This is a genomic window from Pseudomonas fluorescens, from assembly GCF_030344995.1.
In the GTDB taxonomy this organism is placed as follows: domain Bacteria; phylum Pseudomonadota; class Gammaproteobacteria; order Pseudomonadales; family Pseudomonadaceae; genus Aquipseudomonas; species Aquipseudomonas fluorescens_BF.
On record NZ_CP128260.1, the window covers coordinates 1,092,301 to 1,112,984 of the forward strand.

Consider the following 20,684-nt stretch of genomic DNA (forward strand, 5'->3'; position numbering starts at 1 on the left):
ACTGACTTGGTCTTCGGCTCAAGTGTGAACTTCTATCTGTTGTTAATGAATAATGACAGTTGAATGAACTGCTCGGTTAATAAGTGGCGCGGACGCAATGTCTTGCGTGCTTTGAGTGGAAGCCTTAAATAAACAGTTAATTATTATTTGTGCACTGGCGGATTTATATCTGCGGGATGCGCACGTCTATCGAATTTTTATGTGCCCGGCATCAATGGAATGAGGCTTTATTGTGGACGACATAAACGTAATTGAAGTTTCGACGATTGTTGATAGTGCGAGTGAACTTGGCCGTAACGTCTGGGTGCGTGCCGGCAGCCGCCTGACAAATGTGCAGATAAGCGATGACTGCTTTATCGGCTTCAGGTGCGATTTGCAGCATGCGTCCATCGGCAAGTCCAGCATGTTCGCCACTGGCGCCCAGTGCCTGGGGACGGCGCAGGCGCCGGTCCGGATTGCCGAAAACGTCTGGCTGGGCGCCAAGGCCACCGTGGCTGCCGGTGTCTCCATCGGTGCCGGGGCCGTGGTGGCGGCTGGCGCGTTGGTGACAGCGGATGTGCCGCCGGACGCAATCGTCGTCGGCCGCCCGGCGCGGGTCATTGCCCAGCGCACCGTGGTCGAGGACGGCCGGCCGAGCCCGGAGCCGGTGCTGGCCAAAGTCCGGGAGCGGGCACGCCAGGGCTTGCCGTCGATGCTCGATCGGTCCACGCAGTCAGTCGCGCGGCTCAAGTCGCTGAACCCCGACACCCTGACCTGGGACATCAACGATGACGTCTTGATCGATGCCGAATTGCGCGGCGGGGCGTCGGTGGAAATCGCCCGGGACTGCATTCTGATCGGGCGCAGCAACCGTCAGGGCGGCATGTCGCAACTGGGCGGCATCGAATTGGGCACCGGCGCGCGACTGGCGGCCGGTGTGGTTATCGAGGCGGCCGGCGGCGTATCTGTCGGTCCCTTCAGCGAGTTGTCCGAGGGAGTCACGATCGTTGCCTCCACCCATGATCATTCTTTCCGCTCACTGCCTTGGGAGGAGGCACCGGTGCGCATTGGAAGTCGTTGCGTTATTGGCGAGGGCGCCATCTTGGTAGGTCCACTGAATATTGGTGATGGTGCCGTTATCAAACCGTATTCGGTGGTTATAAGGGATGTATTGGAAAACACTGTGGTTCATGGCGTTGTTCAACTAATGGAGATTCAAGAATGATTTTATTTGCCCCTAATCCAACCGGTTCCGGACACAACATGCGCGTGCTGTCCATCGCTCAGGCGATCAAGAAACAGCGTCCGGACATGCCATTGACGGTGGCACTGGCTTCTTTGCAGCCGACGTTTACGCCGTTGTTCGAAAAGTCCGGGATTGAAGTCGTGGATATTGCCGGGCGACTGGTCGACTATTCAAAAAAGAGCAACTTGTCGAAACAGCTCGACTGGGCCACTTATATCGGCAGTTATATTGCGACGACTTTCCTGTCCGGCGAGCGGATCCTGTCTTACCTGGCGCTGATCGCCGAGCACAAGCCAAGCGTGCTGGTGTCGGACTACAACATGGCAGCCTGCCTGGCAGCGATTTTCACAGGCACACCGCTGGTGTTCGTGACCGAGCGTTATGACTTCACACTTTGCCAATTGCAGGATCACGACCTGGCCGAGGGCGGTTTCGAGGTGAATGCGCTGGAGATGTCCCGGGCCCGGACGGCGCTGCACAGTCAGTTCAGCTGGATGATCAGCCAGGCGCAACTGGTGCTGACCGACAAACCCTTCATTCCTTCCCTTGACCAGGGCACTCCGGTGGCCGATGCCCTGGCCAGCGGCAAGGCGCATTTTGTCGGACCGATGATCCGCGACATCACCGTGCAGAGCGGCTTGAACGTGCGTGAGCAACTGAACCTGGGTGACGCGCCGTTCATTGTCGCCTCTATCAGCGGCACGACCATGTTTGCTGAGAACAAAGACGCATTGCTCGCGGCTTATCTGGACAGTTTCAAAATCCTGCGCGAGCGCAATCCCGAACTGAAGATGGTGTTGCTGGGTCGCAAGGACATCGAAGAGCAGGACGGTGTGGTGTGTGTGCCGTATTACCCGGACTGGATGGGGCTGCTGCGTGAAGCCAGTCTGCTGATTTCGGCACCGGGCTGGATCACCGTGACCGAAATCGCGGCGATGAATATTCCGACTCTGTTCCTGTTGTCGTCCAAATCCGAGTACCACGAACTGGAAGCCCTGCGTCGTCTGGAGTTGCTCGGTTTCCCGACGCATATCGGATATGACCGTGATCGTATCGTCGAACTGATCCAGGGCGAACTGGAAAAGGACACCGACGCTTCGACCTACTACGCACCGCATCAGCAAGTGGCCGCGCCGGATGGCGAAGGTGCCGCCCGCGCCGCGACGCGCATCATCGAGTTGTGCCAGGGCAGCGTTGTGTCGCTGACCGAAAGCAAAGCCGCTTAACCTCAAGGAAGAGGGATTCACCATGTCACTGCATCCGCAGTTTCTATTTGATCAAGGCCTCAAGGACATCGACCACGGCGGTTTTTTCGCCGTGACCGATGCCAGTGGCGAGGTTGCGATTTCCAGCGACAAGCAGTTGCAGGATCAGGTCGCCGCGACGCTCTATCAGGCCGAACACGGCGACGATGTCGAACTGCGTTTTGCCCATGACGGGCTGATGCAGTTGCATGATGCGTCGAATGGCGGTTTCCACGAGCTGGCCGACCGCTTCTGGACGCCGCACGGCTCCGGACGCTGTCGCACGCTGGCGCTGCAACTGGACGCGCTGGCGGCATTGATTGCCTATCAGCGCCGGGTGCCGCAGGACGCGGCGAACAATGCCGCCATCCACGGCCTGCTGGAAAAGGTTGAAGCGCTTTACGCCCGCTCTACGGTCGCCGGCCTGTACAGCAGCGACTGGTCGACTCCGCTGGAGCTCGCGACCTCGATCGATCTCGATATCAGCGCCACGGCCTTGCTCGCGCGTATCGACAATCAGCCGTTGGGTCTAGGCCTGGTCGGGCACCTGCAGATTCATGCAGAGAACCTGATCGGCCGGGTGGCCGGCAGCGACAGCCAATCCTGTGTCGATGTGGCGCTGACCCGTTGCGGCGTGCGTGCTCAGGTCAGCCTGGTGCTGGCGCAACTGGCTGATGCGCGCGACGACAATGCGCTGTCGAATCTGGCCCGCTCGTTCCTGCTGCAAACCCTGGCGCTGTTCCGCGATCCGGCGTACGGCGGGTACTGGGACCGGGTCGGGATCAACGGCAAAGTGCGTTGCGACTGGCACACCTCGTACAAAAATCACGAGTCGCCATTTCCGATCAAAACCGCCTACGACGTGGCGTTGCTGTTGCAGGCGATTCAAGCCTTGCCGTCCGGCGCGAGCGAAGCGGATCGGGCTTCGGTGACAGCAGCGTTGCTGGAGTTTCACGACACCCGCAATGGCGGTCTGTTCATGGGCAAGGGCTATTTCTGGTCGACGCCGGATGACCCGACCGTGCCGTTCATTCGGCAGTTCTGGGCGCCACCGCGTCAGCCGGGGATCTTCAGCATCGGCAACCTGACGTACCTGCCGCTGCATCTGAAGAGCCTGAAAACCCAGCTCGCCGCTGCCCACGCCTTGCAGTCCATCGAACCGGCCGCTGCCGTCACTCATCATGACGATGCGGCGTTGGTAAACCGTGAGCTGCAAGTGATCGATGGCGGTGGCGATGTGCAGCGCATTCATCCGAATGGCGTGCCGACCATCAATGTCGATCTGCAGCGTTATCTGGCGTGGCTGGCCAAGGCCCGGGCATCGAACGAAACGCCTTACGGGCTGACCGCCGAAACCGCGCCGCTGGGGTTCCGTGCCGACAAGACCTGGCAGGTGTTTTCCGGGCTGCACGTGATCTCGGACTTGCACGCGCTGGGGCTGCAAATCGAAAGCAAGGCCAGCCTGATCGATTGCATCAGGGCTTCGCAAAACACCGACGGCGGATTCGCCGAGCAGCCGGGGCATCTGAGCGATGTGTTCGCTACCTACTGCGCGGTGCTGTCGCTGCGAGTGCTGGGCGCGTTGCCGAACGATATCGGCGGTTGCGTGCGTTACCTGCAAGCGTGCCAAAACCCCGATGGCGGGTTCGGCGATGTGCCGGGGTTCGGCTCGGACATCTGGCACACCAATCTGGCGGTGCTGTCGCTACATGCGCTTGAAGCCAAGGCGCCGGACGAGCAGGGCGTGATGGCGTTTGCCTTGCGCTGCCGCTCGGCCGACGGCGGTTTCGCCAACAAGCCGGGATATCCGCCGGACGCGTTTTCGGTGTACCGAGTGGTGTCGACGCTGTTCATTCTCAACCGACGCATCGTCGATGCCGAACAGACCGTCGCTTGGCTGCAGAGCCTGCAACTGGCCAACGGCTCGTTCCATTACCGGCCGGGCAAAGCGGTCAGCCTGGTAGGCACTTACATGGCCATCGCAGCGATGTATCTGCTCGACGCGCAGCCGACGTATCTGCAGGAATCGAAAGACTGGATCGCTTCCCATCAGAAGCAGGACGGTGGATTCGGTCCGCTCAACGCAACCTCGGCGACCACCGACGAAAGCTTCGTCTGCATCCAGACGCTGCTGATTCTCGAGCAAGGGCTGTCGCAATACTGGGTGGCGTTGTTGAACTGATCCGCACACAGCATCGAAGGACGTTAATTCATCAATTTGCCAGGGGAGGCGCTGATGAAAATTTTAGTGACAGGGGGCGCGGGCTTCATTGGCTCGGCCGTGGTGCGGTTTCTGATTGAAGAGACCGAATGTGAAGTGATCAACGTCGACAAACTGACCTACGCCGGCAACCTGGAATCGCTGGCCGATGTGTCCGATTCGCCGCGTTACCGGTTCTGTCAGGTCGACATCTGCGACAAGCCAGCGCTGGACGAACTGTTCGCGCGTCTGCAACCGGATGCGGTGATGCACCTGGCCGCTGAGTCCCACGTGGACCGCTCGATCGATGGCCCGCAGGCCTTCATCGAAACCAATATCGTCGGCACCTACACGATGCTCGAAGCAGCGCGTGGTTACTGGAACCGACTGGACGCGTCGCGTCAGGCGGCGTTCCGTTTCCATCATATTTCCACCGACGAAGTGTACGGCGACCTGGAGCCTGAAGATCCGGCGTTCACCGAGCGCACGCCGTATGCGCCAAGTTCGCCGTACTCGGCGACCAAGGCCGGTTCCGATCATCTGGTCCGCGCCTGGCATCGCACCTTCGGCCTGCCGGTGGTGATGAGCAACTGCTCGAACAATTACGGGCCGTATCACTTCCCGGAAAAACTGATTCCCCACGTCATTCTCAATGCGCTGCAAGGCAAGCCGTTGCCGGTGTACGGCGATGGCGCACAGATCCGCGACTGGCTGTTCGTCGAGGATCACGCCCGCGCCCTGTATGCGGTGGTCACGCGCGGTGAGGTCGGGCAGACCTACAACATCGGCGGCCACAACGAGAAGACCAACCTGGAAGTGGTGCACACCCTGTGCGATTTGCTTGAGGCACGCGGTGCAGAAAAAACGGCGGGCGTTGCGCACTTCCGCGACCTGATCACCTTCGTCAAGGATCGTCCGGGTCACGACAAACGCTATGCCGTCGATGCCGGAAAAATCCACGCGACGCTGGGCTGGACGCCGCAGGAAACCTTCGAAAGCGGCATGCAGAAAACCGTCGACTGGTATCTGGATAACCGTGCCTGGTGGGTGCGGGTGATGTCCGGTGCCTACGCGCTGGAGCGCCTCGGCGAGCAACGCGACGAAGCCCTCGTGGCCTGAACTCAGTCATTCAAATCTCACTGCTTGAAAGGAAAAAAGCATGGCCAAGTACAAAGGAATTCTGCTGGCGGGCGGCGCCGGTTCGCGTCTGCACCCGATCACTCTGGGCGTCTCGAAGCAGTCGCTGCCGGTGTATGACAAACCGATGATCTACTACCCGCTGTCGGTGCTGATGCTGGCGGAAATCCGCGAGATCCTGATCATCTCCACCCCGGAAGATCTGCCGGGCTTCCAGCGTATGTTGGGCGACGGCAGCCAGTTGGGCCTGAGCCTGAGCTACGCGGTACAACCGAGCCCGGACGGTCTCGCTCAAGCGTTCATCATCGGTCGCGAATTCGTCGGTGAAGACAACGTTTGTCTGGTGCTCGGCGACAACATTTTCTACGGCGCCGGTTTCGGTGAGACCCTGCTGCAAGCCGCGTCTCGCGACGAAGGCGCAACAGTGTTCGGTTACTACGTGGTCGATCCCGAGCGCTTTGGCGTGGTGGAATTCGATGCTGCCGGCAAGGCCCTGAGCATCTGCGAAAAACCGAGCGATCCGAAGTCGAACTACGCCGTCACCGGCCTGTATTTCTACGACAACGAAGTGCTGCAGATTGCCGCCGACATCAAGCCGTCGCCGCGCGGTGAACTGGAGATTACCGACGTCAACAACGTCTATCTGCAACGCGGAAAATTGAACGTGTCGGTGATGGGCCGAGGCATGGCGTGGCTGGATACCGGCACCCACGATGCGTTGATGGAGGCCGGCAATTTCGTCCAGGCCATCGAGAAACGCCAGGGCCTGAAAATCGCCTGCCTCGAAGAGATCGCCTACCACAAGGGCTGGATCGACGACGCGCAATTGCTGGTGCATGCGGGCAGCATGAGCAAGACCGGTTACGGTCAGTATCTGGCGCGTTTGATCCACGATGATGTGGTGGTGGCGATGGATGCGCAGCGCCCGTTGAAAGGCGCTGCCTGATATCAAGTGTGGGAGCGGGCAAGCCCGCTCCCACAGGTTCAGTGGCCGGTCACGCTGTCGAGTTGGGCAGCTTTGACCGTGGCGCTTGGTTCGGTCGACGGGGTTTGCAAACGGGCCAGGCGATTGGCATGTGTCGGCGCTTCGGCCGCCAGCGGCGAGCAGCGTTTGCGGGTTTCTTCACGCAGCACCGGCAAGACTTCCTTGCCGAATATGTCGAGTTGTTCCAGCACGGTCTTCAGCGGAATGCCGCCATGGTCGAACAGGAACAGCTGGCGCTGATAGTCGCCGAAGTACTCGCGGAAGGTCAGGGTCTTGTCGATGATTTCCTGTGGGCTGCCGACGGCCAGCGGGGTCATTTCCATGAACTCTTCCAAGGACGGGCCATGGCCGTACACCGGGGCGTTGTCGAAGTAGGGACGGAATTCACGGCGCGCATCCTGCGAGTTGCGACGCATGAAAATGTGCCCGCCGAGACCGACGATCGCCTGCTCCGGCGTGCCATGGCCATAGTGGGCAAAGCGCGCGCGGTAGAACTCGACCAGCGCCATGAAATGCTCACGGGGCCAGAGGATGTGGCTGGCGAAAAAACCGTCGCCGTAATACGCGGCCTGCTCGGCGATTTCCGGGGTGCGGATCGAGCCGTGCCAGACGAAGGGCGGCAGGTCATCGAGGGGCCGCGGGATCGAGGTGAAGTTTTTCAGCGGGGTGCGAAAGCGTCCGCTCCAGTTGAGGTCTTCTTCGCGCCAGAGCCGGTGCAGCAGGCGATAGTTTTCCATCGCCAGTGGCAGACCGTCGGCGATGCTCTTGCCGAACCAGGGATAGACCGGCGCGGTGTTGCCGCGGCCGAGCATCAGGTCCATGCGGCCGCCGCAGAGGTTCTGCAGCAGCGAATATTCTTCGGCCAGACGCACCGGATCGTTGGTGCTGATCAGGGTGGTGGACGTCGAGAGAATGATGCGTTGGGTCTTGGCTGCGATGTAGGCCAGCAGCGTGGTGGGAGAGGAGGTGATGAACGGGGGATTGTGGTGCTCGCCGGTGGCGAACACGTCCAGTCCGATGTCTTCGGCCTTCTGCGCAATTTGCAGGGTGGCCTGGATGCGCTCGGATTCGCTGGGGGTACGGGCGTTGGTAGGGTCTTGTGTGACGTCGCCAACGGTGTAGATCCCGAATTGCATAAAGCCTCCTTGCCTTGGGTAAAGGTGTGTTTGAAACCCTTGCCGCGAAGAATGAATCATCGCGGCACTTGAAATGTACGCCTGTACACGTACAATCGCAAACATGGGTCATTGCACAAACGGACTTGAAGACCTGATCGAGAGAGGAACGCGACATGGAACTGGGATTTATCGGTCTGGGCACGATGGGCGCACCGATGGTGCTGAACCTGCTGAAAGCCGGGCATCGGGTCCGCGTGTGGAATCGTTCGTCGGCGCCGCTGGAAGCATTGGCCGAGGCCGGCGCCGAACCTGTCGAGACACCGGCACTGGCGGCGCAGGCCGAGGTGCTGATTTCGATGCTCGGCGATGACACGGCGATCCGCTCGGTGTTCTTCGATGCCAAGGCACTGGACGGTCTGCGGGCCGGCAGCGTTCACGTCAACATGTCCACGGTGTCCGTGGCGCTGGCCAAGGAGCTGGCGGCCGTGCATGAAGCGCGCGGCGTCGGTTACGTGTCGGCACCGGTGCTGGGGCGGGTCGATGTGGCGGCTGCCGGCAATCTCAATATTCTCGCCTCGGGTCCCGCCGAAGCACTGGCCCGGGTTCAGCCGCTGTTCGATGTGCTGGGGCGCAAGACCTGGACGTTTGGCGACACGGCCGAAGTAGCCTGCGCTGCCAAACTGTCGGCCAATCTTATGATCGCGTCGGCAATCGAGTCCCTGGCCGAAGCCTCGACCCTGGCCGGCGGTTACGGCATCAGTCGCGAGGCGTTCATCGAAATGATCACCTCGACCCTGTTCGCCGTGCCGGTCTATCAGGGCTACGGCAAGCTGATGGTCGATGAAAAGTTCGAGCCGGCCGGTTTCAAATTGTCGCTGGGCCTCAAGGATGTACGCCTGGCGCTGGAAGCCGGTGAAGCGGCGCAGGTGCCGCTGCCGTTTGCCAGCGTGTTGAAGGACAACCTGCTGGACGGCATGGCCCATGGTCAGGCCGATCAGGACTGGGCCTCACTGTCGAAAGTCAGTGACCGGCGCGCCGGCGTGAAGTAATCAAATAGATACAAGCAGCGTAACTTGTTCGCAAGTTACGTTGGCCTCTTGCGCCTTGCCTTATTGTCGGAAAGTGATTGCTCTTTTATTGGGAAATGAAAGAAGTCTGATAATAGTGCTTGTCAAATGTACGACTGTAGACGTACATTTTTATCGGGGTTTAACAACAATAAAAAGTTCTGTCTGTTTTTTCGTCTGCTGATCGTAAATAAATAATAGCTAGGAGCCGTTATGAAAAATCTAATGCAATGGAACAGCCTTCCCTCCGAATCCAATGAATGGCTCGAGAAGGTGCGTGCACTGAATCCGCTGATTATTCAGCACCGCGATTACAGCGAGCAGACAAATGCGACGCACAAGGATGTGATGTCCCGATTCTTCAAGGATGGTTTTGGCCGAACTTCGGTGTCCAAGGCGTTCGGCGGGTCTCAGGTCGATATCCAGACCACCTCGGCCCTGCTGCTGGAATTCGCCCGGTTTGACGCTTCGCTGTCCTGGCAGCTGGCGGTGCAAGTGGCGATGGGGCGCCTGTCGGACTACCTGCCGGAAGCCACTTCCGAAGCGATCTACAACCACTGCGACGGTTTCGTGATCGGCGCCATCCACTCCGGTGGCGAGGCGCTGCCGATGGGCGACGAATACCTGCTGAGCGGCAAATGGGCGTTCGCCAGTGGCTCGGCCCACGCTGACTGGTTGGTCTGCACCGCCACGGTCAAAGGCACCGAAAACAACACCACTCCCGAAGTGCGGATGTTCTTCGTGCCCGCCAGCCAGTGCACCATCCTGCCGACCTGGGACACCCTGGGCATGCGCGGCACCGGCAGCCATCACTTCCAGTGCTCCAGCGTGATCGTCCACAAGTCCTTCTCGCTGGACGTCGAAACCCTCAAGCAATCCCCCGAAGCGCGCAGCTCCCGGGCCTACGCCACCGGTTACTACGAGTTCGGCACCCTGGCGGCGATGTCCACCGTGCTGGGCGTGGCCCGGGCGGCGGTCGATCATTTCCGAAATGACCGCGCCGTGAACACCGATCCGGGTCTGGAAGGGGTGATCTTCGAGAAGACCGGTCGCGCCATCTCCTCGGTGCACACCGCACAACTGCTGCTGGAAGATGCGATCCACCAGGTCATCAACCGCGGTGAAACCATCGGCGAACCGGTCAGCGCCCGCGTCGGCCTGGCAGCCTCGGTGCTGACCGAGAACTCGGTCAATGCGGTCAACCAGATCTACTCGATGGCCGGTTCCAAAGCCGTCTACAAGTCGCACTTCCTGGAGCGTTGCTTCCGCGATATCCACACCGGTTCGAAGCACTTCACACTGTCGCCTTTGAACTTGCACGGTATCGGCAAGTACTACCTGGATAAAACCAACGTACTGGCCGCGGCGTAACAACGGATAAATAGAGCGGGCGCGTTTACAAGTGAAAGTTCACAGGGATCGATAACGCGCCCGCCCTTAAGTTGCACCTTTATTTTCTTAAAACTCAAACTTTTGTGCTCGCAGCAAAGAGTCAAGGGAGTGCCACATGCTTGCTCGAAACATTATCAAGTCGCTGATCTTTATTGTTCTTGTGGTGGTGTTATCCGCTGCACTGGGCTGGCGTTTCTGGTCGCCGCCACCGGCGGCGGCCGAGCAACGGATCCCCAGCACCCGGGTCGGTCTGGCCGTGGTCAAGAAACAACCGTACACCTACTACCTCGAAGCCATCGGCAAACTTGAAGCCCAGCGTCAGGTGCTGGTGTCGGCTGAAGTCAGCGGCAAAGTGGTGGACATCGATTTCGAGTCCGGCGATGAAGTGAAGGCGGGGCAGGTGCTGCTCAAACTCAACGATGCGCCGGAGCAAGGTGAACTGGTGCGCCTGAAAGGCGAGTACGAGTCGGCCAAGGCTCAATTTGCCCGGGTCCAGGAACTGGCCAAGACCGGCGCCGAAAGCCGTCGCGCCTTCGACAGTGCCCGCGCTCAATACGACGCGGCCAAAGGCGACATGGAGCGCATGCAGGCGCAGATCGCTCAACGCCACATTCGTGCACCGTTCGCCGGCACCCTCGGCATTCGCCAGGCGCATCTGGGCCAATACCTGCAAGCCGGTAGCGCGGTGGCGACCTTGACCGATCCAGGCCTGCTGCGCGTCAACTTCACCCTCGCCGAGCGCGATGGCTCGCAAGTGCAACTGGGCCAGACCGTACAGGCCAAGGTCGATGCCTGGGGTGATGTGACCTTCGCCGGCAAGATCGTCGCGGTCGATCCGCAGATCAACCAGTCGCACACCATCAACGTGCAAGCCGTCATCACCGACACGCAAAAACGCCTGCGTCCCGGCATGTATGCACGGGTCTCGGTGACCCTGCCGCAGACCGCCGAGCTGCTGATCCCTGAAACCGCGATCACCTACAACGCCTACGGCGAAAGCGTGTTCTCGGTCTACACCGACGAGGCCGGCATGCAGAAGGTCAAGCGCGAAAGCATCAAGGTCGGCGAGCGCCGCGATGGCTGGGCGGTGGTCGACAAGGGCCTGACCGAAGGCGTGCAAGTGGTGACGTCCGGTCAGCTCAAGCTCCACGACGGCGTGGCGGTGGAAGGCGTGCCGGACACGATTGCTCTTAAACTCAGTGGGCTGGAAAAATGAATTTCACCGACCTCTTTCTTCGCCGCCCGGTGCTGGCCGTGGTGGTCAGCACGCTGATCCTGCTGTTCGGGGTGCGCGCGCTGATGAACCTGCCGATCCGCCAGTACCCGATGCTGGAGACGTCGACCATCACGGTCACGACCCAGTACCCCGGCGCCTCTTCGGAGCTGATGCAAGGCTTCGTCACGCAGCCGATCAGCCAGGCCGTGGCCTCGGTCGAGGGCATCGACTATCTGTCGTCAGCCTCGACCCAGGGCCGCAGCCAGGTGACGATCCGCATGGCACTCAACAGTGACTCCATCGCGGCGCTGACCGAGGTCATGGCCAAGGTCAACCAGATCAAATACCGCTTGCCGAAGGACGCGTACGACCCGGTGGTGGAACGCACGTCCGGCGGCTTCACCAGCGTGGCCTACGTCGCGTTCGCCAGCTCCAACCTGACCATTCCGGAGATGTCGGATTACATCTCCCGCGTCGTCGAACCGATGTTCGCCGGCATCGAAGGCGTGGCCAAGATCAACATCATGGGCGAGCAGAAACTGTCCATGCGCCTGTGGCTCGATCCGCAGCGTCTGGCCGGTTACGGCATGACCGGGCAAGACGTGTCGGCGGCCATCGAGGGCAACAACTTCCAGGCAGCACCGGGTCAGGTCAAAGGCCTGTACGTGGTCAGCAACCTGCGGGTCAATACTGACCTGAACAGCGTCGAAGATTTCCGCGACATGGTGCTGCGCAACGACAACGGCCACATCATCCGTGTGCGTGACGTCGGCACCGTGGAGTTGAACGCCGCCTCCACCGACACCAGCGGCGCGATGAGCGATGTGCCGGCGCTGTTCCTCGGTCTGGACGCGGCACCGACCGGCAACCCGCTGGTCATCGTCAAACGTGTGCGTGAATTGCTGCCGCAGATCCAGGAAACCCTGCCACCGGGCGTGACCGTGCAGATCCCGTTCGAAGTGGCGCACTTCATTCAGTCGTCGATCGACGAGGTGAGCTACACCCTGCTCGAAGCGTTGGTGATCGTGGTGCTGGTGATTTACCTGTGCCTGGGCACGTTCCGCACCGTGCTGATTCCGCTGGTGACCATCCCGCTGTCGATGCTCGGCGCGGCGATGCTGATGCAGATGTTCGGCTTCAGCCTCAACCTGCTGACCTTGCTTGCCATGGTGCTCGCCATCGGGTTGGTGGTGGACGACGCCATCGTCGTGGTGGAAAACGTCCACCGTCACATCGAAGAGGGCAAGACGCCGTTCGACGCGGCACTGATCGGCGCCCGTGAAGTGGCCGGGCCGGTGGTGGCGATGACCTTCACCCTGGCCGCGGTGTACGCGCCAATCGGTCTGATGGGCGGCCTCACCGGCACGCTGTTCAAGGAGTTCGCACTGACCCTGGCCGGCGCCGTGGTGATTTCCGGCATCGTCGCCCTGACCCTGTCGCCGATCATGAGTACCCGTCTGCTGGACGCGAAAACCAGCGAAGGTTTCATGGCGGTGAAGGCGGATCGTTTCTTCCAGTACCTGTCCCGTCGGTATGGCGCGCTGCTTGGTGGTTCGCTGGCGCGGCGCTGGATCAGCCTGAGCGTGGCGCTGGTGATCTTCTTCAGCCTGCCGTTCCTCTATCGCTCGGCGCAGACCGAACTGGCGCCGCTGGAAGACCAGAACATCCTGCTGACCGCAATCAAGGCACCGCAGCACGCCAACCTGAATTACCTCGAGGCCTACGCCCACGAGCTGTACAAGACCTTCAACGAAATCCCCGAGGGCTACAGCAACTGGGTGGCGAACGGTTCCGATGGCCTGTCCAACAGCGTCGGCGGGATCAACCTGGTGGACTGGGAAAAGCGCGGCCGCGACGCCAACACCATCCAGCCTGACTTGCAGGCGCGGGTGAACCAGATCGAAGGCACGAGCATTTTCGTGTTCCAGATGCCGCCGCTGCCGGGCTCTACCGGTGGCCTGCCGGTGCAGATGGTGATCCGCAGCGATCAGGATTATCTGGCGCTGTACAACGTGATGGATCAGCTCAAACAGGCGGCGCAAGCCAGCGGTCTGTTCGCAGTGGTCGATAGTGATCTGGACTTCAACAACCCGGTGGTGGAAATCCAAGTTGACCGGGCCAAGGCCAACGCCCTGGGCATCCGCATGCAGGACATTGGCGAAACGCTGAACAGCCTGATCGGCGAGAAGTACGTCAACCGGTTCTCGTTTCACGGCCGTTCCTATGACGTGATCCCGCAATCGGTGTCGGCGGATCGCCTGACCCCGGAAACCCTGAAGCTCTATTACGTGAAGGATCAGAAGGGCAACCCGGTGCCGCTGTCGACGCTGGCCACCCTCAGCGTCAAGGTCGAGCCGAATCGCCTGACCCAGTTCAACCAGCAGAACTCCGCCACGTTCCAGGCCATTCCGGCGCCGGGCGTGACGTTGGGTGATGCGGTGGGCTTCCTGCAAAAACAATCGGAAGGTTTCCCGGCCGGCTTCAGTTTCGACTGGCAGTCCGACGCCCGCCAATACGTGCAGGAAGGCAACAGCCTGGCGTTCACCTTCGGCCTGGCTCTGGTGATCATTTATCTGGTGCTGAGCGTGCAATACGAGAGCTTCCGCGACCCGTTCATCATTCTGATCAGCGTGCCGCTGTCGATCTGCGGGGCCCTGGTGCCGCTGGCGCTGGGCATGACGTCGATGAACATCTACACGCAGATCGGCCTGATCACGCTGATCGGTCTGATCAGTAAGCACGGGATCCTGATGGTTGCATTCGCCAACGAGTTGCAGCGCCAGCAAGGCATGGACCGCGTGCAAGCGATCCAGCACGCCGCGCAGGTGCGTCTGCGGCCGATCCTGATGACGACTGCGGCGATGGTGGTCGGACTCGCGCCGCTGTTGTTTGCCAGCGGTGCCGGCGCCAACAGCCGCTTCGGCCTAGGCCTGGTGATTGTGGTGGGGATGCTGATCGGCACCTTGTTCACCCTGTTCATCCTGCCGTCGGTGTACACGCTGCTCAGTTCGATCAAGCAACCGAGCCACGCACCCGAAGCCGAATCGGCCGGTGTGCCGCAACCCATCCTGTGAGGACGTGACATGCATTCGATTACACGTTTGATGCTGGCGCCGCTGGCGGCGTCCATCCTGTTGGCGGCGGGTTGTGTGAACTACGCCGGGATCGATCATCAGGGCCAGTTGCTGGCGGTCGGCGATGCGCCGTCCGACAGCCTGAAAGACAAGTTGCCGCCTGCCCAATGGCCGCGTGCGGACTGGTGGACATCGCTGGGTGATCCGCATCTGGGCGCATTGATTGAAGAGGCGTATGCCAACAACCCGGACCTGCAGGAAGTCGCTGCCCGGGTCGCAAAGGCCAACGCATTTCTCGACCTGCGCGATGCCGAACGTTATCCGGAAATGGACGCGTCGGCGGGTGTCACTCGCGGTCGGCTGTCGCGCTTCGAGGACTATAGCGGTGAGGGCCACAAGTATTTCACCGCACGCAATCTGGCGGTGAATTTCAGCTACACCTTCGACCTCTGGGGCGGCCAGCGTGCCGCTTGGGAATCGGCGCTCAACAGCGCAAGGGCGGCGGAAGTCGATCTGCAATCGTCGCGGCTGATTCTGGCGACCAACGTGGTCAAGGCCTACAACCAGTTGGCGTATGCGTGGCAGGTCTCGGAGCTCAATCAACGGGATCTGGAACGCCTGAGCAAACTGGTGGAGCTGACGGATTCACGTTACGGCTCGGGCCTCGACAATCTGTCGCAACTCAAGCAGGTGCAGAGCCTCAAGGCGCGTTCGGAATCGACCCTGATCGGTGCCAACGAAGACATTGAGATCGCTCGTCTGCAATTGTCGGCGCTGATCGGCAAGGGCGTCGACCGTGCGCACACGCTTGAGCGGCCATCGAATCTGCAAGCGAGTGTGGTGGCTTTGCCGGCGCAGTTGCCGGCTCAACTGTTGGGCCGTCGTCCGGACATCGTCGCTGCGCGTTGGCGCGTGGAGGCCGAGACCAAGAATGTCGAGGCAGTGAAGACCACGTTCTACCCGAACATCAATCTGGTGGCGGCGGCGGGTTCCCATGCGTTGACCGGTGATGCGCTGTTTGCCGGGGTCAGCAAATTCTGGAACGTGGCGCCAACGGTGTCGCTGCCGATCTTCGATGCGGGACGTCTGCGCTCGGATCTGAAGGCCGGCAATGCCGAACTCGACAGCTCGATCGCGCAGTACAACCGGGTGTTGAATTCGGCCCTGCACGAGGTGGCGATTTCGGTGACGCAGTTGCGTTCTTTCGAGCAGCAAATCGTCGTGCAGCGCGATGCCTGTTCTATTGCCCGGTCGTCTTACGATCTGTCGCAGTCGCGCTACAAGGCGGGGGAGGACACGTTCCTCGACGCGCTGAACATCGAGCAACAATTGATCCAGGACGAAATGCGCCTGGCCTTCCTCAACAGCAAGCACATCGACAGCTCGGTTTCGTTGATGGCGGCGCTGGGCGGCGGGTTTCAGGCGCCCGCGCTGGAGACAGCGCAGAGCAGCGATTTGTAGTTGTTTTGCGGGACGCCGCCCTCGGGGCGGCTGTCGCGGGGAAAAAGCATCTTGTGTATAGTCTTACTGTTCTCGTATAGACGAATACAAGACGGATTTTTCCCGCCTATATCATCAAGGGTACCTACCTATGAACGTCCCGAATCATCCCAATCAGGATCAGATCCTTCTGGAAAATGTGCTGAACGCATTGGGAAGTCCGCTACGCCTGACCGTGTTGAAAGTGTTGTCCGATGGCCAGGAACATCCATGCGGCCGGATCCTCAAGGGTGCATCGAAGTCGACCATGACCCACCACTGGCGGGTTCTGCGCGACAGCGGTCTGATTTGGCAGCGCCCTTACGGTCGGGAAAACCTGTTGTCCCTGCGTCGTGAAGACATGGACGTGCGTTTTCCGGGATTGCTCGACTCGCTGCTGTCGGCGGTCAAGACCGATGAACAGACCATCAGCGTCATCAGCAAACACGAAGTGACCGAAGAAAACGGAACCGAGTGACAGACACCGCCGGTGAAGGGTTGGCCTTCCACGGCAACCAACAATTCACCATCACCAGGAAGGTGTGAGCGGGTATGGATACAAGTCATTACTGGTCATCGCGACCGCTGTCGGAATTGACCGGCTCCGAGCATCACTGGCTGTTTTTGCCCGGGGCACTGACCCCGCGTCTGAAAGCCATGGGCGATTATTCAATCGAAGTCGTCGAGCAGTCCCATGGCCCGCTCAATCCTGAAGAAGCGCAGGCGCTGAACGTGCCGCCGGCCACCCTCGGCTGGGTGCGCGAAGTGGTGATGAAACTCGATGGCGAGGCCTGCGTCACCGCGCGCAGCCTGACCAGCGTGCCGGCGCTGAACGGCGACTGGGCGGATCTGAACGGCTATGGCCGTCGACCGCTGGCCGAGATTCTCTACACGTCGGAGCAGACCCTGCGCGAGCCCTTCCAGTGCGCCTTGCTGCCCCCCGGCGCACCGTTGGCGGCGCTGTCCTATCGCTTCGCGCCACAGGCCAAACGTCTGCTGGCCCGACGTTCGCGTTTCACCCGCAATGGCTCGGCGCTGCTGGTCAGCGAGTGCTTTTTGCCGGCGTTCTGGGCACGGGTTGAATACGCTCAGGCGCTCAAGTCGGCCTGATGAAAAAAAACCTGCGGGCGTTCACTCCCGCAGGTTTTTTTTCGCCGGTTTTTCAGAGTCGGATCACCGCTTCGATCTGCTTGATGGCGGGCGTCAGCGCCTGCGCCAGTTGCTCGGCTTTCGAGGTCGGGTGCATGGTTCTGGATGAACGCAGAAACAACGGATCATCGAACCGCTTGCGCAGCCGTGCCAGCGATCCGCTGATGGCGGGTTGTTTGACGTGCAGGCGCTCGGCCGTGCGTGACACGCTGCGTTCGCGGAACAGCACCAGGAAAATGATGATCAGGTTCAGGTCGATATCCGCGAAGTGGTCTTCATTGAATAGCATGATTACATCCTTGTCATGACCCGCCGGCCAGTGTCAGCCGAGGCCGGCGGGTGTCTGGATCACTGCTCGGGTGCCAGGCGCAGTTCGTCGTTCAGACGGTAGTAACTGCGGTTGAAATAGACCAGGCCTTCCGTGGCCTCGCTGTGTTGCTGCAGCTCGAGGATTTCACAGTAGAAGATGCTGTGAGTGCCGACCTCGTCGACCTTGCTGACCCGGCAATCGAGGCTGACCAGCGCCTCTTCGATCACCGGCGAACCGGTTTTCAGGGTCTGGCAATTCACGCTGGAAAAACGCTCCTGCATGCTCAACTGCCGATTGGCGAACGCGCCGGAGGTCGACTGGTGATCGCCGGTCAGGACGTTCACGCACAGCACGCCATTGGTCTTGAAATGCTCGTGATTGGACGACGAGCGATTGACGCACACCAGCAGCGTGGGCGGTGAATCCGTCACGCTGCATACCGCCGACGCGGTAAAGCCGAATCGCCCCGCAGGGCCATCGGTCGTGACGATGGTGACGGCACTCCCCAGCATCGCCATTGCATTACGAAACTCCGTTGAATCAACCATCGCGTCACCTCATTCCATGTAGGTTTAATGGAGCCGATCCGTTCTTCCTTGTCCGTTGTCGTTGTGCGAAAACGGGTATCGGGCAACACGTTCGCTCTGGCGATATAGTACGTATGTATGCGTACCTTGCAAGCTATTCCTTGTGCCTTATTTTGCCGATGAAAAGAACATGTTCACGGGAGTGCCAAGGCTTGCAACAAGGCTGTGGCATAGGGTGGCAACGCGGCGAAGTCGCGGGCGCACAGCAACAGTTTGCGCCTGGCCCAGCCTTCATTCATCGGCAGGGTCTTGAAGGCTTGCGGCGTGGCGCGCTGAACCGCCGCCAGCGGCACGATGCCCAGCCCGGCACCTCGGGCCACCATGCGCATCACCCCGTCGAAACCATCGGCGCGGATGCGGATCTGCATCCGCGAGCCGCTGTGCAGGGCCTGTTCTTCCAGGTACACCGCCAGCGCGCTGTCAGCATGCAGTCCGACGAAATCGTGACGCAGGGCGTCGCTGAAACTGACTTCGCTCGCGTCAGACAGCGGATGCTCCGGGGGCAGAATCAGCACCAGCGGATCATCGCGAAAGGCTCGGGTCTGCAAGTCGGTGGTGTCGATCGCGTCGGACACAATGCCCAGATCCGCCGCGCCCTGACGCAAGGCATGCGTGATGCGGGCGCTGGGCAGTTCCTGCAGATCGATGTCGAGATTAGGATGCTCCCGCAGAAAATCCGCCAGCACCTCCGGCAGGTATTCGCTGAGCGCCGTGGTGTTGCACAGCAGGCGCACCTGGCCTTTGACGCCGCGGGCGTACTCGGCCAGATCCTGTTGCAGGCGTTCGGCTTGTTGCAGCATCACCCGCGCATGTTGGGCCAGTGCCTTGCCGGCCGGCGTCGGTGTGACGCCACGGCGCCCGCGCTCAAGAAACTCGGTGCCCAGCGAAGCCTCCATCGCCCGGATCCGCGCACTGGCCGCCGCCAGCGAAAGGTGACTGCGGGCGGCACCAGCGGTGATGTTGCCGCTGTCGAGGATGTGCAAATAGAGGCGCAGGTCGGTGAGGTCGAAGTGCATGGGGCAGCCTCAATATCAGTGGTGTCAGTCCCGGCCTCATCGTCGGATCGCCGCCCGGACCAAGCCCGCTCCCACAGGTCCGATGTCGAACACAAGTTCTGCGTGCAACACAAACACTGTGGGAGCGGGCTTGCCCGCGAAGAGGACGGTGGGGTGGCCGCGAAGAATCTACAAGCCTCTTGTACTGAAAGAGGCAGCCTCAGTGTATGACAGATTTTCAGCTCACCCACGCAAGCGCACAGTATTGCCATGAACGCACTCGCAGATTTCTATCAAAACCTCGGTCTGGCCCTTTCATTACTGGTGATAGCGACCTTCGTCGTTGCCGGCATGATCAAGGGCGTGATCGGCCTCGGCCTGCCCACCGTCGCCATGGGGCTGCTCGGTCTGGCTATGGCACCGTCGCAGGCTGCGGCGTTGCTGATCATTCCGGCAACTCTCACCAACGTCTGGCAACTGGCATTCGGCGGTCATTTGCGCGGGCTGGTGAAACGCTTGTGGCCGATGCTGCTGGCGATCTTCCTCGGCACGGCCATCGGCACCTTGTGGATCGGCATGGCAGGCGGGCATTGGGTGGTGCGCGGGCTCGGCGCAGCGTTGTTGCTCTATGCGCTGAGCGGATTGTTCCTGCCGACGCTGAGTGTCAGTCGCCGCCATGAACCGCGGCTTGGCCCACTCTGTGGCGTGATCACCGGCGTCATCACTTCGGCCACTGGCGTATTCGTGATTCCCGCCGTCCCGTACATGCAGGCCCTGGGCTTGAGCCGCGATGAACTGGTGCAGGCGCTGGGCCTGTCCTTCACCGTGTCGACCCTGGCGCTGGCCGGCGGATTGCTCTGGCGCGGGTCGCTCGGCGGCGCGGAACTGAGCGCTTCGCTGCTGGCCCTGATCCCGGCGGTGCTCGGCATGTTGCTCGGCCAATGGCTGCGTCAGCGCATCAGCGCCGTGCTGTTCAAGCGGGTGTTTTTCATCGGTCTGGGCGCGCTCGGCGCCCATCTGCTGATCAGCGGTTAGCGGATGACGCGCTGAGCATTTCAATCGGGCGGATATCGAAATCCCGCTCCAGATACTCCATGCGCCGGGCCAGGAACTGCTGCATGTGCGGCAGGTTCGAGTGCACGTCCAGATGCGCCTGGCTTTCCCAGATCTCGTAGAAGATGAACAGGCTCGGGTCTTCCTTGTCGCGCAGCATGTGGTACTCGATGCAGCCGGGTTCGGCGCGGCTCGGTTCGACGTAGGCGCGGAAAAACGCTTCGAAAGCCTCGGCTTTTTCCGGGCGGGTCTTGGCGTGCAGGATAAAACCCTGGCGTTCGCTCATCGCAAAAAACTCCATTCAGATTCGGATGGCGGCCAATCCTACGGCAACAATCGGCATTCGATTCGTGCGTTTTACTCAAATGAATTTTGCGCAAGCGGTGCTTATTCCGCGCTAGGCGGATCGCTAATCTGCCGCCATTCAATTTTTCCCCTTCTCCATCCAGCGCT

The 20,684-nt window shown here is 60.8% G+C and carries 18 protein-coding genes; 13 read left to right on the plus strand and 5 right to left on the minus strand.

Going from position 1 to position 20,684, the window contains the following annotated elements; all coding sequences use genetic code 11:
- Window positions 1–232 precede the first annotated feature (232 nt).
- From QR290_RS04840 to rfbA, 5 genes are read left to right on the plus strand one after another with little or no spacing between them, the layout of a single operon-like run.
- On the plus strand, window positions 233–1,204 hold the full coding sequence (locus QR290_RS04840) for an acyltransferase (protein ID WP_115076452.1): 972 nt from the start codon (window positions 233–235) through the stop codon (window positions 1,202–1,204).
- A 38-nt stretch (window positions 1,205–1,242) separates the two neighbouring features.
- On the plus strand, window positions 1,243–2,451 hold the full coding sequence (locus tag QR290_RS04845; protein WP_289204443.1) for a hypothetical protein: 1,209 nt from the start codon (window positions 1,243–1,245) through the stop codon (window positions 2,449–2,451).
- 22 nt (window positions 2,452–2,473) lie between these two features.
- Window positions 2,474–4,651 (plus strand): prenyltransferase/squalene oxidase repeat-containing protein, encoded by a 2,178-nt coding sequence (locus tag QR290_RS04850; RefSeq protein WP_289204444.1) that lies wholly within the window; start codon window positions 2,474–2,476, stop codon window positions 4,649–4,651.
- A 54-nt stretch (window positions 4,652–4,705) separates the two neighbouring features.
- Entirely contained in the window at window positions 4,706–5,788 is a 1,083-nt protein-coding gene (gene rfbB / locus QR290_RS04855; RefSeq protein ID WP_289204445.1) for a dTDP-glucose 4,6-dehydratase, read from the plus strand.
- A 40-nt stretch (window positions 5,789–5,828) separates the two neighbouring features.
- Entirely contained in the window at window positions 5,829–6,752 is a 924-nt protein-coding gene (rfbA, locus tag QR290_RS04860) for a glucose-1-phosphate thymidylyltransferase RfbA (RefSeq protein WP_289204446.1), read from the plus strand.
- Between the two features lie 38 nt (window positions 6,753–6,790).
- Here the strand turns inward: rfbA and QR290_RS04865 are convergent, their stop codons facing one another.
- Complete coding sequence (locus tag QR290_RS04865) at window positions 6,791–7,927, minus strand: LLM class flavin-dependent oxidoreductase (protein ID WP_289204447.1); 1,137 nt, start codon at window positions 7,925–7,927, stop codon at window positions 6,791–6,793.
- Between the two features lie 155 nt (window positions 7,928–8,082).
- Here QR290_RS04865 and QR290_RS04870 point away from each other — a divergent pair, with 155 nt between their 5' ends.
- From QR290_RS04870 to QR290_RS04900, 7 genes are all read left to right on the plus strand, one after another.
- On the plus strand, window positions 8,083–8,958 hold the full coding sequence (locus QR290_RS04870; protein ID WP_289204448.1) for an NAD(P)-dependent oxidoreductase: 876 nt from the start codon (window positions 8,083–8,085) through the stop codon (window positions 8,956–8,958).
- Between the two features lie 231 nt (window positions 8,959–9,189).
- Window positions 9,190–10,347: an oxidoreductase gene (locus QR290_RS04875; protein ID WP_115076459.1), complete on the plus strand. Its 1,158-nt coding sequence runs from the start codon at window positions 9,190–9,192 to the stop codon at window positions 10,345–10,347.
- Between the two features lie 136 nt (window positions 10,348–10,483).
- The gene (locus QR290_RS04880; protein ID WP_289204449.1) at window positions 10,484–11,584 is read left to right on the plus strand and encodes an efflux RND transporter periplasmic adaptor subunit; all 1,101 of its coding nucleotides are present in this window, start codon (window positions 10,484–10,486) and stop codon (window positions 11,582–11,584) included.
- On the plus strand, window positions 11,581–14,658 hold the full coding sequence (locus tag QR290_RS04885; protein ID WP_289204450.1) for a MexW/MexI family multidrug efflux RND transporter permease subunit: 3,078 nt from the start codon (window positions 11,581–11,583) through the stop codon (window positions 14,656–14,658). The genes QR290_RS04880 and QR290_RS04885 overlap by 4 nt, the downstream gene beginning before the upstream one ends.
- Before the next feature lie 9 nt (window positions 14,659–14,667).
- On the plus strand, window positions 14,668–16,119 hold the full coding sequence (locus QR290_RS04890; RefSeq protein ID WP_289204451.1) for an efflux transporter outer membrane subunit: 1,452 nt from the start codon (window positions 14,668–14,670) through the stop codon (window positions 16,117–16,119).
- Window positions 16,120–16,249: 130 nt separating this feature from the next.
- Window positions 16,250–16,615 carry an ArsR/SmtB family transcription factor gene (locus QR290_RS04895; RefSeq protein WP_085713204.1) on the plus strand — a complete coding sequence of 122 codons (366 nt, stop codon included), beginning with the start codon at window positions 16,250–16,252 and terminating at the stop codon, window positions 16,613–16,615.
- Between the two features lie 74 nt (window positions 16,616–16,689).
- Window positions 16,690–17,247 carry a chorismate--pyruvate lyase family protein gene (locus QR290_RS04900; RefSeq protein ID WP_115076463.1) on the plus strand — a complete coding sequence of 186 codons (558 nt, stop codon included), beginning with the start codon at window positions 16,690–16,692 and terminating at the stop codon, window positions 17,245–17,247.
- Between the two features lie 52 nt (window positions 17,248–17,299).
- Here QR290_RS04900 and QR290_RS04905 read toward each other — a convergent pair whose 3' ends face one another.
- The 3 genes from QR290_RS04905 to QR290_RS04915 form a co-directional block, all read right to left on the minus strand.
- Entirely contained in the window at window positions 17,300–17,575 is a 276-nt protein-coding gene (locus tag QR290_RS04905; protein ID WP_289204452.1) for a helix-turn-helix domain-containing protein, read from the minus strand.
- Window positions 17,576–17,634: 59 nt separating this feature from the next.
- Window positions 17,635–18,144, minus strand: a complete 510-nt coding sequence (locus tag QR290_RS04910) for a flavin reductase (RefSeq protein WP_007953834.1) — start codon at window positions 18,142–18,144, stop codon at window positions 17,635–17,637.
- A 173-nt stretch (window positions 18,145–18,317) separates the two neighbouring features.
- On the minus strand, window positions 18,318–19,199 hold the full coding sequence (locus QR290_RS04915; RefSeq protein ID WP_289204453.1) for a LysR family transcriptional regulator: 882 nt from the start codon (window positions 19,197–19,199) through the stop codon (window positions 18,318–18,320).
- Window positions 19,200–19,448: 249 nt separating this feature from the next.
- Here QR290_RS04915 and QR290_RS04920 point away from each other — a divergent pair, with 249 nt between their 5' ends.
- Window positions 19,449–20,213, plus strand: a complete 765-nt coding sequence (locus QR290_RS04920) for a sulfite exporter TauE/SafE family protein (RefSeq protein WP_289204454.1) — start codon at window positions 19,449–19,451, stop codon at window positions 20,211–20,213.
- Here QR290_RS04920 and QR290_RS04925 read toward each other — a convergent pair.
- Window positions 20,203–20,517: a putative quinol monooxygenase gene (locus QR290_RS04925; RefSeq protein WP_289204455.1), complete on the minus strand. Its 315-nt coding sequence runs from the start codon at window positions 20,515–20,517 to the stop codon at window positions 20,203–20,205. The two genes, QR290_RS04920 and QR290_RS04925, sit on opposite strands and share 11 nt — an antisense overlap.
- Window positions 20,518–20,684 lie beyond the last annotated feature (167 nt).

Excerpts from the sequence above, each read along its gene's own strand:
- QR290_RS04900 (WP_115076463.1), top strand. The coding sequence starts at position 16,690 with ATGGATACAAGTCATTACTGGTCATCGCGACCGCTGTCGGAATTGACC.
- QR290_RS04845 (WP_289204443.1), top strand. The coding sequence starts at position 1,243 with ATGCGCGTGCTGTCCATCGCTCAGGCGATCAAGAAACAGCGTCCGGAC.
- QR290_RS04910 (WP_007953834.1), bottom strand. The coding sequence starts at position 18,144 with ATGGTTGATTCAACGGAGTTTCGTAATGCAATGGCGATGCTGGGGAGT.
- rfbA (WP_289204446.1), top strand. The coding sequence starts at position 5,829 with ATGGCCAAGTACAAAGGAATTCTGCTGGCGGGCGGCGCCGGTTCGCGT.
- QR290_RS04875 (WP_115076459.1), top strand. The coding sequence starts at position 9,190 with ATGAAAAATCTAATGCAATGGAACAGCCTTCCCTCCGAATCCAATGAA.
- QR290_RS04915 (WP_289204453.1), bottom strand. The coding sequence starts at position 19,199 with ATGCACTTCGACCTCACCGACCTGCGCCTCTATTTGCACATCCTCGAC.
- QR290_RS04890 (WP_289204451.1), top strand. The coding sequence starts at position 14,668 with ATGCATTCGATTACACGTTTGATGCTGGCGCCGCTGGCGGCGTCCATC.
- QR290_RS04895 (WP_085713204.1), top strand. The coding sequence starts at position 16,250 with ATGAACGTCCCGAATCATCCCAATCAGGATCAGATCCTTCTGGAAAAT.
- QR290_RS04870 (WP_289204448.1), top strand. The coding sequence starts at position 8,083 with ATGGAACTGGGATTTATCGGTCTGGGCACGATGGGCGCACCGATGGTG.
- QR290_RS04850 (WP_289204444.1), top strand. The coding sequence starts at position 2,474 with ATGTCACTGCATCCGCAGTTTCTATTTGATCAAGGCCTCAAGGACATC.
- QR290_RS04885 (WP_289204450.1), top strand. The coding sequence starts at position 11,581 with ATGAATTTCACCGACCTCTTTCTTCGCCGCCCGGTGCTGGCCGTGGTG.
- QR290_RS04905 (WP_289204452.1), bottom strand. The coding sequence starts at position 17,575 with ATGCTATTCAATGAAGACCACTTCGCGGATATCGACCTGAACCTGATC.
- QR290_RS04925 (WP_289204455.1), bottom strand. The coding sequence starts at position 20,517 with ATGAGCGAACGCCAGGGTTTTATCCTGCACGCCAAGACCCGCCCGGAA.
- rfbB (WP_289204445.1), top strand. The coding sequence starts at position 4,706 with ATGAAAATTTTAGTGACAGGGGGCGCGGGCTTCATTGGCTCGGCCGTG.
- QR290_RS04880 (WP_289204449.1), top strand. The coding sequence starts at position 10,484 with ATGCTTGCTCGAAACATTATCAAGTCGCTGATCTTTATTGTTCTTGTG.
- QR290_RS04865 (WP_289204447.1), bottom strand. The coding sequence starts at position 7,927 with ATGCAATTCGGGATCTACACCGTTGGCGACGTCACACAAGACCCTACC.
- QR290_RS04920 (WP_289204454.1), top strand. The coding sequence starts at position 19,449 with ATGAACGCACTCGCAGATTTCTATCAAAACCTCGGTCTGGCCCTTTCA.